13 protein-coding genes are annotated in these 11,472 nt (G+C 69.5%); 4 read left to right on the top strand and 9 right to left on the bottom strand.

Going from position 1 to position 11,472, the window contains the following annotated elements; genetic code table 11:
• The 3 genes from JC881_RS05555 to JC881_RS05545 all read left to right on the top strand — a co-directional run bounded on the left by JC881_RS05555 (position 1) and on the right by JC881_RS05545 (position 2,514).
• Positions 1-978: a Bug family tripartite tricarboxylate transporter substrate binding protein gene (locus JC881_RS05555; RefSeq protein WP_198784652.1), complete on the top strand. Its 978-nt coding sequence runs from the start codon at positions 1-3 to the stop codon at positions 976-978.
• 80 nt (positions 979-1,058) lie between these two features.
• Positions 1,059-1,289: a hypothetical protein gene (locus JC881_RS05550; RefSeq protein WP_198784651.1), complete on the top strand. Its 231-nt coding sequence runs from the start codon at positions 1,059-1,061 to the stop codon at positions 1,287-1,289.
• Between the two features lie 175 nt (positions 1,290-1,464).
• A complete protein-coding gene (locus JC881_RS05545) occupies positions 1,465-2,514 on the top strand; it encodes an alpha/beta fold hydrolase (protein WP_198784650.1) in 1,050 nt (349 codons plus the stop codon).
• Positions 2,515-2,527: 13 nt separating this feature from the next.
• Here JC881_RS05545 and JC881_RS05540 read toward each other — a convergent pair whose 3' ends face one another.
• The 6 genes from JC881_RS05540 to JC881_RS05515 all read right to left on the bottom strand — a co-directional run bounded on the left by JC881_RS05540 (position 2,528) and on the right by JC881_RS05515 (position 7,878).
• On the bottom strand, positions 2,528-3,484 hold the full coding sequence (locus JC881_RS05540) for a S1C family serine protease (RefSeq protein ID WP_198784649.1): 957 nt from the start codon (positions 3,482-3,484) through the stop codon (positions 2,528-2,530).
• A gap of 73 nt (positions 3,485-3,557) precedes the next feature.
• On the bottom strand, positions 3,558-5,804 hold the full coding sequence (locus JC881_RS05535) for a hypothetical protein (RefSeq protein WP_198784648.1): 2,247 nt from the start codon (positions 5,802-5,804) through the stop codon (positions 3,558-3,560).
• Entirely contained in the window at positions 5,804-6,304 is a 501-nt protein-coding gene (locus JC881_RS05530) for a pyridoxamine 5'-phosphate oxidase family protein (protein WP_198784647.1), read from the bottom strand. The genes JC881_RS05535 and JC881_RS05530 overlap by 1 nt, the downstream gene beginning before the upstream one ends.
• A 119-nt stretch (positions 6,305-6,423) precedes the next feature.
• Entirely contained in the window at positions 6,424-7,029 is a 606-nt protein-coding gene (locus tag JC881_RS05525) for an isochorismatase family cysteine hydrolase (RefSeq protein ID WP_198784646.1), read from the bottom strand.
• Between the two features lie 13 nt (positions 7,030-7,042).
• The gene (locus tag JC881_RS05520) at positions 7,043-7,534 is read right to left on the bottom strand and encodes a hemerythrin domain-containing protein (RefSeq protein WP_198784645.1); all 492 of its coding nucleotides are present in this window, start codon (positions 7,532-7,534) and stop codon (positions 7,043-7,045) included.
• 110 nt (positions 7,535-7,644) lie between these two features.
• On the bottom strand, positions 7,645-7,878 hold the full coding sequence (locus JC881_RS05515) for a hypothetical protein (protein WP_198784644.1): 234 nt from the start codon (positions 7,876-7,878) through the stop codon (positions 7,645-7,647).
• A 159-nt stretch (positions 7,879-8,037) separates the two neighbouring features.
• On the opposite strand from JC881_RS05515, the gene JC881_RS05510 reads away from it, so the two are divergent.
• The gene (locus JC881_RS05510; protein WP_198784643.1) at positions 8,038-8,310 is read left to right on the top strand and encodes a hypothetical protein; all 273 of its coding nucleotides are present in this window, start codon (positions 8,038-8,040) and stop codon (positions 8,308-8,310) included.
• Between the two features lie 16 nt (positions 8,311-8,326).
• Here the strand turns inward: JC881_RS05510 and JC881_RS05505 are convergent, their stop codons facing one another.
• Genes JC881_RS05505 through JC881_RS05495 form a run of 3 tightly spaced genes read right to left on the bottom strand, consistent with a single transcriptional unit; the run spans position 8,327 to position 11,471 of the window.
• The gene (locus JC881_RS05505) at positions 8,327-9,664 is read right to left on the bottom strand and encodes a four-carbon acid sugar kinase family protein (RefSeq protein WP_198784642.1); all 1,338 of its coding nucleotides are present in this window, start codon (positions 9,662-9,664) and stop codon (positions 8,327-8,329) included.
• On the bottom strand, positions 9,661-10,929 hold the full coding sequence (locus JC881_RS05500; protein WP_198784641.1) for a ribulose-bisphosphate carboxylase large subunit family protein: 1,269 nt from the start codon (positions 10,927-10,929) through the stop codon (positions 9,661-9,663). Before JC881_RS05500 ends, JC881_RS05505 begins: the two co-directional genes overlap by 4 nt.
• A 2-nt stretch (positions 10,930-10,931) precedes the next feature.
• A complete protein-coding gene (locus JC881_RS05495; RefSeq protein WP_198784640.1) occupies positions 10,932-11,471 on the bottom strand; it encodes a VOC family protein in 540 nt (179 codons plus the stop codon).
• Position 11,472 lies beyond the last annotated feature (1 nt).

Raw genomic sequence — 11,472 nt, 5'->3', positions numbered from 1 at the left:
ATGAAACGAAGACTCTTCACAGGCGGCGCCGTCGCGGCCGCGCTGGCGCCACTGGCCGCAACGCGCGCGTTCGCCCAAACCTTGCCCAAGAGCGTGGTGCGCATCGTCGTGGGCTTCCCGCCCGGCGGCGGCACCGACGTGCTCGCGCGATTGCTGGCCCAGAAGCTGGGCGCGATGTGGGGCGTGCCGGTGGTCGTCGAGAACAAGGCGGGCGCGGCCGGGATCATCGCGGCGGGCGACGTGGCCAAGTCGCAGCCCGACGGCAGCACCTTGCTGATGGCCCACATCAACAGCCACGGCATCGCGCCCGGGCTGCAGTCGCTGAGCTATTCGGCGGAGCGCGATTTCGCGCCGATCGCGCTCGTCGGCGCCACGCCGCAGATGCTGATCTGCGCGAGCAACCAGCCGGTCAGGACGCTCAAGGGGCTGGTCGAGCTGTGCCGCAGCCGGCCGGGGGAAATCATCTTCGGCTCGGCCGGCAACGGCTCGGCGCAGCACCTGGCGCTGGAGCTCTTCAAGGCGCGCGCCAACATCGACGTGCTGCACGTGCCGTACAAGGGCTCCGCGCCGCTGGTCACCGACATGCTGGGCGGCCATGTGCAGTACAGCTTCGAGGGAATGACCACGGCCACGCAGTACCTGGCCGGCGGCAAGATGACGGCCATCGCGCAGACGCGCGCCAAGCGCTCCAGGAGCTTTCCCGCGGTGCCCACGCTGGCCGAGTCGGGCTTCGAGGGCTACGAGGCGAGCATCTGGTTCGGCCTGGTCGGGCCGGCCCGCATGGATCCGGCGCTTGTCAATCGCATGAACAAGGATGTGAACACGGTGCTTGCGATGCCGGACGTGATCGCGCGGCTGGACCAGTTCGGCGCGGAAGACGGCGGCGGCAGCCCGCAGCGCTTCGGCGACTTCATGCATGCCGAGCGCGAGAAGTGGGCCCGCATCATCAAGACGGCGAACATCACCGTGGACAAATAAACAAGTCACACGGAATTTATCGCCGCACTGGTAATAGTTCCTTGGGGCGACGGGGGCGAGCCACTACGCTCGACCCCCTCATGGACGCAACCCCCCTCGCCATCGACCTGCCGGCGCACTGGACCGGCTCCTTCGTGCTCACCCGGACCGGCGGTGGCAGCTATGTCGGCATGGCGAGCCTGAGCTCCGGTGGCGTTCCCCGCGGCGTGCTCGTGATCACCCAGCAACTCACCTGGGACGCCGCCATCGCGCGCGTGAAGCTGCGGGTCGGTCACTTCATCCAGGAGTGGGACCTGCGGCCCCGCAGCTGACGCCAGATCCCCTGATCCCCGGGCTTTGTGCAACGCGGCCCGCCAGAGTTTTGTAGCCCACTGTATCTGCCTGCCCGATCCGTACACGGGCATTCAAAACCCCCTGTTCGAGGACACATCGCGGATACGCCGCGCCGGTCCAATGCTTCCATCGCAAACGCTTTTGGAGAAGCAGATGACCGAAGAAATCAACCGCCACCGCCGCATCTTTTTCGGCGCGGCCGCCGCAACGATCACCGCCGCGCAGTTCGGCATCGTGGGGAGCGCCAACGCACAGGGCGTGGGAGCCAAAGTGGCGCCGTCGCTGGGCAGGACCGGGGGCAACACATCGTTCGCTGCGATCAAGCAGATCGATGCGGGGCTCCTGAACATCGGCTATGCCGAAGCCGGCCCCGCCGATGGCCCGGTCGCGATTCTTCTGCACGGCTGGCCCTACGACATCCACAGCTTCGTCGACGTCGCACCGATCCTCGCGGCGGCGGGCTACCGGGTGATCGTGCCGCACCTGCGCGGCCATGGCTCCACGCGCTTTCTCTCGGACAGCACCGTCCGCAATGCCCAGCAGTCGGCCGTGGCGCTGGACATCATCGCGCTGATGGACGCGCTCAAGATCCAGAAGGCCAGCATCGCCGGCTTCGACTGGGGCGCGCGCACCGCCTGCATCCTGGCGGTGCTGTGGCCCGAGCGCTGCAAGTCGCTGGTCTCGGTGAGCGGCTACCTCATGACCAACCTGGAAGCCGGCAAGAAGCCGCTGCCGCCCAAGGCCGAGTTCGACTGGTGGTACCAGTACTACTTCACGACCGAGCGCGGCCAGGCGGGCTACGCGCAGTACCGGCGCGAATTCGCCAGGCTCATCTGGGAGACGGCATCGCCGAAGTGGAAGTTCGATGCCGCCACCTTCGAGCGCAGCGCCGCGTCGTTCGACAACCCCGACCATGTCGCCATCGTGATGCACAACTACCGCTGGCGCCTGAGCCTCGCCCCCGGCGAGGCGCGCTACGACGAGCTGGAAAAGCGCCTCGCCCCGGCCCCGGCCATCGGCGTGCCCACGATCACGCTCGAGGGCGATGCCAACGGCGCGCCGTTCCTCGATCCGTCGAAGTACCGCAACAAGTTCACCGGCAAGTACGCGCACCGCACGCTGCAGGGCGGCATCGGCCACAACCTGCCGCAGGAGGCGCCCGAGGCCTTCGCGCAGGCGGTGATCGACGTGGACCGGTTCTGAACCGCGGCGGCGATCAGCCGCCCGGCGACACCGTCAGGTAGAACGGCGTCAGCGTCCCCGCCACGGGCCGCAATAGCTTGAGCAGCAGCGGGCGCCCGTAGCCTTCGCCCGCGAGCCGCTTGAGCAGGTCGGACAGCTGCGCGAGCGGCGTGCCGTCGCAGCCGACCAGGATGTCGCCGCTGCGAAGGCCATCGCGCGCCGCAGCCGAGCCCGCCACCACCTCGACCACCCGCACGCCGGTCGCGACCGGCCACTCGTTCTCGCGCACCCAGCGCCGCGGCAGCGGCACGGCCGCGCACTGCACGCCCAGCTTGCCGCGGCGCACCGTGCCGTGGCGCATCAGCTCGCCGGCCACCCAGCGCGCCGTGTCGATGGCCACCGCGAAGCTCAGTCCCTGCGCCGATGGGATCACCGCCGTGTTCACGCCGATGACCTGGGAGGTGCTGTCCAGCAGCGGGCCGCCCGAGTTGCCGGGGTTCAGCGCCACATCGGTCTGGATCACGTCCTCGATCATCCGGCCGCCGCGCGAAGGGAGGCTGCGGCCCAGCGCGCTCACGATGCCGGCCGTCACGGTGAAATCGAAGCCCAGTGGGTTGCCGACCGCGACCGCCAACTGCCCGGGCTGCAGGCCCGCCGAACTCCCGAGCGGCAGGAAGGCGCTCGGGTGCGACTCGAAGCGCAGCACCGCGATGTCGGTCGATGCGTCGATGCCGACGAGCCGCGCGGCACTCTCGGTGCCGTCGACGAAGGCCGCGCGCAACTCGCTCGCGCCTTCGACCACATGCGCGTTCGTGATGGCGAAGCCATCGGGCGTGAAGAGAAAGCCGGAGCCGCTGCCCTGGCCGCCCGCAGTGCCGCGCTGCGGCGGCTTTCGGACCTTGATGTGCGCGACGGCCGCGCTGGCGGTGTGGGCCACCTGGGTGACGGTGGCCGAGTAGGAGTCGAGAAGGAATTCGTCGCGTGAGCCCATGGGAGCGCCTCTTTCAATCGGCAGGTCCGAATGAAATGGCGGCGCTCCCGGGCGTTTTCAACCCGCCCTCAAGTCACGAGGCCGGGGCAGGCGGCGTCACCTGCGATGCGGCGGCGGTCGGCGAATGCTGCAGCGCGGCGGGCAGCCGGTTGTCCAGCCAGTCCATGCGCCAGGCCAGCACGACGAGCGCCAGCGCCAGCACCACCGCTGCGGCGAAACCTGTGGTGCCATGCCGCTCGCGGTACGGGTCGCGCGCCACCCGCCGCGCGCCCGGCGGCACGTGCGCGGTCTGCGAGAGCATGCCGCCCAGCCGCACATTGACCTTCATGCGCCCATTGATGGCCCAGCCGCTCGCGTCCAGGATCGGCCCCAGGCTGCGCTGGCGCAGCTTGAGCCACGCGATCAGCATGCTCGGCCCGGAGATCGCCGCGACGATGCCGACGAGTGCCACCGGTATCCACTGCCCCAGGTCGATGAACTTGCCGAAGATCGCGACCAGCACCGCGCTGATGCTCCCGAGCGCCACGCCGATGGCCGCCACGGTGCCCACGTCCACGCGGCCGGCCGTGCGAGGCGCCGTCGCGGGCGCCTTGGCCGCGCCCGCCGCAGTCTGGTCGGCGGTCGTGAGCTTGGTCGCAAAGCCCGTGAGCGTGCCCTGGCCCGCGGCCTCGCTGGCGGCCGCGCGCTTGGCCACCTGCTCCTCGATCACCCGCACGAACTTCTTGTAGGGCGCGAAGAAGGCCTGCGCCACGCTGGTCGGGTTCTCGATCAGCTTGGTGATGGTGGCGTCCCAGTCGCGGCCCTGGCGGTCGTAGAAGACGCCGTTGCGGCCGACGAAAAGAAAGTCGATGTCGCCCGCGGTGAACGCCGCCACGATGCTCATCTTCTGCCCCTGGCGCGTGCAGTCGCAGTACGCGAGGCAGGTCTTCGCCAGGCCCGCCAGCACCGCGTGCTTGGCCGTGTCCTGCACCTGCACCGTGAGTTCGCAGCTGCGGCCGTCCAGGTACAGCGTGCCGGCCTGGAAGATCGCGCCCTCGCGCCGGTAGAAGGCCTTGAACGAGACGAAGTTGTTGAGCAGCACGACCAGGTCGCGCTGCAGCCGGATGAGCTTTTCCAGATCGACCAGCAGGTTGTTGTGCGTCTCGGCGGCTTCATCGTCGTGCAGCAACGCGAAGAGGGCTTCGCGGGTTTGCAGGAACGCGTCGAGCTGCGCGAGCGACAGCGACGCCGCGGCGTTGTCGGGCCGCTGGGCCATCAGCGACTGCAGCGGCGCGAGCTGCTGCTTGATGGCGAGCCATTCCGTTTCCGCGAGTTCGTCGCGCGCGCCCAGCAGCGGCGTGACGGCGCGGTCGGCGAACGCGGCGATGTCTTCGGTCCACGCGGGGTTGATGCGGTTGCCGTGCAGCGGCAGCACGCAGCGCGGCGTGACGGGCGCGAGCGGCAGGTCGGCAATCGGGTCGGCGCTCAGGTCGAGCTTGTTCGCGCCCAGCGCGTCATAGGCCTCGGGCGAGGGGTTCAATGCCGCGACGGCCTGCACGTCGAAGGCGGCGACGCGGCAGCGCGCGAAGTAATCGTCGAGCTTGGCCTGCACCTTGCGCGTGGCGTCGGCGGCGGCCAGCGTGGGCTCGCCGAGCGGCATCAGCGTGCGGTCGTTGGCGTCCGCCTTGGCGTGCCAGTCGCGCGCGGCCTGCACCTGGGCGAAAAACGCTTCGATGCGGGCGCGGTCCACGCCCGGCGTTTGCTTGTGGCGGTCGGGCACGCTGCCGTGGGTGCGCATGATCTGGGCGACCGTCGCGCGCACGGCGTCGTCCTGCGTCGTCGCGGGCGTGATCACGCCGTCGCCGTTGAAGCGCATCGCGGACAGCAGCTCGCCGCGGTCGGCGATGTCGGCCAGCGTGAGCGTGGCCGAGTCGGGCTTGCCCTGGATCTGCAGCAGCCGGCGCGCCTCTTCGATCAGGCGCGCGCCATCGGCGTTGCCGGCATCCAGGTCGTCCAGCGCCAGCACATCGCTGCCTTGCAGCAGCACGTCGGGGTTGCGCAGCCGCGCGCACACCCATTCGCAGGCCGCGACCACTTCGGGCGGCCGCACGCGGCCGTCGCGGTCGGCATCGATGAGGTCCAGCGTGCGCGCATCGAAGTCGATGCCGCGCGTCGGGCAGGCGAGGGCGACCCACAGCTTCTGGTCCAGCTCCCCGAGCCGGGCGATGTCCTCGCCCGTGCGGAAGATGACCTGGTCGGCGCCCCCGACGCGGATGAATTGCCAGCGGTGCGGTGCCGGCGCTGTCGTCGCTGTCGTTGTCGTTGGCGGCACTGCACGCATCAGGAAACGGCGACCTTCTTGTGTTCGCCCAGGTCCGGCGTCTTGCCCGTGACCGCGGCCTTGGCCATCTTGAACAGCTGCACCATCTTGCTGTCGTCCACGTCCCAGTATTCGGCGCGCAGTACGCTCACCGCCAGGAGGCCCAGGTTCGGGTCGGTGGGTCCGTCGGGGAACCAGGCCTTGGCCATCTTGTTGAACAGGGCCTCCTTCTTGGCTGCGTCTTCGAGCAGCGCCGCATGGCCCGAGACGGAGACGTAGCTGTCGTCGTCGGTGTTGGCGTAGGAGACGTTCACGGTCGGGTCGGTCGCGACGTGGCGCGCGATCTCCCCGTCCTTCGGCACGAAGAAGTAGAGCGTCGCGTTCTCGTCGACGTCCTTGTTCTGCGTGGTCAGCGGGTGGCTGTGCAGTTGGCCGTCGGCATGGCGGTGCGTGAGCATGCCGTAGCGGGTGTCCTTGATCAGCTCCCAGAGCTTGCTGGTGTTTCCGGTGGTGGCGGTCATGAAATGTTCTCCGTGGTTGGTGATTTCAAGAACTCACCGTAGAGGCTCGCGCGGCGCCGGCATGAGGACACACGGCGCACACCCGTGTCGTCCGGCGCCGACACCCGGGCCGTCTCGTCTCAGGCGCGGCGGCGCCGGGGTACCAGGCGAATGCGCGCGGAGGGCGTGGTCGGCAGGTTCTGGACATCTTCCAGCTGCCGCAGCACGATTTCGTTGCGCCTGGCCGACTGCGAGGCCACGCAATCACGCGGCACCACCACCGCCAGGTCGCGCATGCCCGCTTCGGTGGCCGTGACCAGCACGCACTGGTCGCTCGCAACGCCGGTCAAGATGAGCCGCCGCGCATCCAGGTGCCGCAGCAGCAACTCCAACGGCGTGCCGAAGAACGCCGACTGCTTGGGCTTCAGCACGAAATAGTCGTCCGGCTCGGGCTGCAAGGCGCGCGTGACGCCCGCGCCCGCGCTGTCCTGTGCGAGCGATTCCTCGACCAGCGCGGGAAAGTCCGAACGCCAGCGGCCGCGGTTGTCGTTCGCGTAGATGACGGGCACGCCCGCCTTTCGGCAGCGGGCCTTGAGCGCGGCGATGCGCGGAGCAATCGCCGCGGCCCGGGGCAGGAGCTTCTCGGCGTCCGGAAAATCCCAGCAGCTGATCATGTCGATGATCAGCAGCGCGGTATGCCCGGCTGCACGCTCCGGTGCGAGGATGCCGGACGGCTTGGAGGGCATCCCCGGGCAGCCCTCAGGCGGGTTCGCCCATCAGTTCGGCCATCAGCTCTTCCTTGCGCGCGGCGAGCAGTTCGCGCATCGCGACGAGGTCCAGCTTGGTGGCGCGCGCCTTGGGGAACATCTCGTTGCGCTCCTCCTTGACGTGGTGGTCGATGTACTCGCCGAGCACCTTCACCTTGGCGTCGAACATCTCGTCGACCTCGGTGGCGTCCTGCAACTGGGCGATGAGGTCCTTGGCGGTGGCGTGCTCCACCTCGGCTTCGTCGAGCAGGTCGGTTTCCTTGATGGCTTCGCGCACGGCGGGGTAGAAGATTTCTTCCTCGATCTGCGCGTGAACCGTCAGCTCCATGCAGATCTGGTTGGCCAGCTCGCGCTTCTTGTCGGTAGCGCTCGCGGCCCTGGACTCCATGAGCTCTTCGTAGGCGCTGAACATCTTCTTGACGTTCTTGTGGTCGGTGTCGAGCAGGCTGCATGCATCGGGATGTGCGCGCTTGGTGGTGGGCATCGTGGGCTCCTGGTTGAGGGTTGTGGGGAAGCCAAAGATGCGCAGCGACGTGCAGCGGCTGCGTAGGAATTCTTCGCGTGCGCATGCAAGGCGCGCAGCACCGCCTGTGCTTACCCCTCTTCGGTCTTGAAGAGGCCGCGGATGTTCAGCGCCGCCAGGCACACCTGCAGCGCGATCAGCGCCCACGCCTGCGTGTGCACGCCCCACACCGTCCACAGCACATTGCTCGCCAGGAAGACCCAGAAGCCGACGTTCCGGCGGCCTTTGGCATTCGAGGCCACCAGCCAGGCCGCGGCGACCGAGGCGGCGAAGGCCGGCCATTGAATGAGGGAGAGGATTTCCATGATGGGCGTGCTTGTATGTGGATGTTCGCCGACCGTAGCGCAGCGCGCAGCCGCCGATCCGGTGCTTCTGCCGACGCGCGACGTGGGCCGGTTCTCACACGCGTCCCTGGGAGCGCGGCGCAGATTGAAGGCCGATCACAAGGAAAGACAAGGCCACCCATGGACACCACCTCACCGCCGCTCGACGAGCGTCTCGTCACCTTCACCTACAGGGGCTGGATGTTCCTGTGCCGCGCCGAGCGCATCGACGACCTGACCTACCGGCCGGTCGTGCGCTGCCAGGGCCGGTCGGACCAGCCCGAAGACATCGAGCTGCCCAACGACACCGACGAAGGCTCCTACGCCACCGAGGTGGAGGCGCTGCGCCATGCCGAGCAGCAGGCGGTGCGCTGGGTGCACGACCGCACCAGCGACGGGCAGGGGCAGATGTAGACGGGCCCGACGCGGATCAGTCCGTGCCGTGCACCAGGCGTTCGAACACGTCCTCGGTGCCCATCTGGCCGCCCTTGAGCATGATCTCCATGCCGTCGAGCCGCGCGTCGTCGCTGTGCACGCGGCACAGCGAGGCGCCCGCGCCCATGTCGGCCACGTAGGAGAGGCCCCAGGCATCCAGCGCCTGCACGCCATGGCTCGAGGTGTCGCCGCCGGCGACGCCGACGCGGCGCAGCGGCGTTTGCGCCAGCACGCGAACCAGCAATTCACCACCGGCGCGCGCGAGCGCCTGGGCATCGACGTCCGGCGATGGCGACGCCTGCTCGGGCGGGCGCGTGCAGGCGAGGACGTTCCGGCCACGAGCGAGCGCCTGTGCGATGTCGAGGGCATGGCGCTCCAGCGTGGATGCGTCCTGCAGGGCGAGTTTCGGCGCGTCGAGCCACACGACGTCGAATGACCGCGCCGCCGCCACCTGCCGCGCCGTGACGGGCGAGAGGCTGCCCGCAAGGACGAGCACGGGCCCGGTCGCAGGTGTCACGACCGGCTGCGTCGTTGCCGCATCGGCGCGCGTGCCGAGCGCCGTGGCCAGCGCGTCGACCACGCTGCTCGGTCCCACCGCCAGCAAGGTGTCGCGCAATGCGTGGGCCCACAGCACCTCGCCGATGGCCGCGAGTTGCGCTGCATCGGCCACGTCGAACAGCACGGCCTCGGGGGGTGTTGCGGGTGAAGGCGGATGCAGCGTGCCGTGCAGCGCCTCGCCGAGCGCATCGCCGCCCTTCGACGCGACGGTGAAAGGAATGGAGCGCACGTCGGCCAGGCCTTGCCCGGCCAGGAGCAGCCGCAGATCGGCCTCGTGCATCGGCGTCACCGGATGCCGACTCATCGTCGGATGCCGGTCGATGCGGAACACCTCGCCGCCGGCGCCCGCCGCGGCGAACAGGTTGCCGAACAGGCAATGCCGGCCGAGGTTCGGCTGCCCGCCGACGATCGCCGTCCATGGCTGCTCGACCGCGCCGCGCAACGCGCGCACGGCGGCGCCGATGGAGCCGATGTGCGGCGCGCTGTCGAAGGTCGAGCAGGTCTTGTAGTGCAGCACGCGCGCGCCGAGCGCGCGGAACAGCGCGGCCACCGGCGCGAGTTCGGCTTGCATCTCGCCCGGCGTCATCGCGCGCGCCGCGCCCGCGATGCCCAGCACGTCGAGCGGGCCGGCGCGTTCGAGCCGCGCGGCATCGGGCGTCTCCAGGAACAGCAGGGCGCGCAGGCCCGCTCGCGCCGCGGTGCCGAGCGTGTCGGTCGCGCCCGTGAAATCGTCGCCGTAGTAGACGACAGCGGGTGCCGGGTTCGCTGGCGTCACGGCTTGCCGAAGAAGGCGAGGGCGCGCGCGAGTTCGGGCGCACTCTTCGCGGCGTCCTGCAACGCTGTGCCCGCGCGCGCGGCCGACCAAGCCTGGCGGATGCTGGTCACGCCGGCCTCGGCGCCGTCCGGGTGCGCGAGGATGCCGCCGCCGGCCATGAAGAGCAGGTCGTCGCTGCCGATGGCGGCCCAGGTGGCGGGCACGGTGCCGGCCCACTGGCCCGAGGAGAAGGCGGGCATCACGCGGTCGTCTGCGGCATCGGTGAGCGGCGTGAAGCAGTCGCGCGCCGATTCGATGACTTCGCTGTCGGGCTGCGAGAACTTGCCCTGCAGGCCGTGCACGTGCATGTGGTCCACGCCCGCAAGGCGCCAGAGCGTCTGGTACGCCTGGAACGAGATGCCCAGCAGCGGATGCCGCGACAGCGCGCCGTAGCCGTTGCGGTGGCCGTGCAGCGCGAGGCCCGTGTGGCGCCGCAGCGTCTGGATGCCCGAGTGGCCACACCAGTTGAGGCTGGCCATCACGCAGGAGCCGCCTTCGCGCTCCACGAGGTCGGCATGGCGCTTCATCGCATCCGTTTCGTCGGTGATGTTGAAGGCCACCATCACGTGCTTGCCGGTGCGCTCCTGGTGTGCGCGCACGACCGCCATCACGGCCGGCACGCGCTCGGCCAGCGGCGCGTGCGCGGGGTCGGCGCAGACCTCGTCGTCCTTGATGAAATCGACGCCCGCGGCGCAGAGCCTGGCGACCAGTGCGGCGGTGTCCGCCGCCGAGAGGCCCACATTCGGCTTGATGATCGTGCCGACCAGCGCGCCGCTGGTCACGCCCGTGGCGCGCCGCGTGCCTTCGATGCCGACGCGCGGCATCTCGAACTGCGCGCGGTAGGCGGCCGGCACGTGCAGCGATTCGAGCCGAAGGCCCGTCACTTCGCCCAGGTCGTAGAGGTTGCCCGAGACGGTCGCCGCGAGCGTCGGCAGGTTGGCGCCGATGTTCGCGACGGGAAACGAGATGTCTACATGCGCACGCCGCCACGGCCCGCGCGTGCCCTTGCGTTCGAGCAGTGCGTTCGGCAGGCTCGGCGAAGAGGCCGGGTCCAGCTCGGTGATCGCCTCGACGGTGGCACGCGCGCGTTCGCGCAGTGCATCGGTCTCGCCCTCCACGCGCGTGAAGGTGCCGCACGATTGCTCGCCGGCCATCACCTCGGCCACGGCCGCCGGCTCGACCGGCGTCTCGATCAGGTAGCGCGCGCGGATGCGTTCGGCCGCCATCGTCACAGCTTGCTCAAATCGGGGAAGGGGCGCACGGGTTCGCTGCCGTCCCAGCCTTCGGAGGCGCTGCGGATCAGGTCGAACATCTTGCCCTTCGGGCCCGCCACTTCCGACAGCTCGATCACCGTGCCCGGGTGGTACTCGGTGTCGAAGTAGATGAAGCGGCCGCGCTCGCCCACCTCGCCGCTCATCACGGGCTTGAAGCCCTGCGCGGTGAGGCGCGCGAGGTCGGCGTCGTAGTCGGCCGTCCAGTAGGCGACGTGCTGCAGGCCCGTGCGACCGGCCTGAAGGAAGTCGCGGTACATCGAGGGCACGTCGTTGCGCGTCTGGATCAGTTCGACCTGCACGTAACCCGAGTTCGCGAGCGCCACCGAGTTGTGCGGCTCGTGCGCCTGGCCGTTGTAGCGGTAGTTCTTGATGGGCACCTTCGGGTTGTAGAACCACGGGCCCACGCCCAGCTTGGTGCTCCAGTAGTCCATGGCGGCTTCGATGTCGTGCACGACATAGCCCAGCTGGCGGATCTCGCCGAGGAATCGACTCATT

Source organism: Variovorax sp. IB41, from assembly GCF_016405905.1.
Lineage (GTDB): Bacteria > Pseudomonadota > Gammaproteobacteria > Burkholderiales > Burkholderiaceae_C > Variovorax.
The sequence above is the reverse complement of the archived record's forward strand: the minus strand, read 5'-3'. Positions and strand labels throughout refer to the sequence as shown.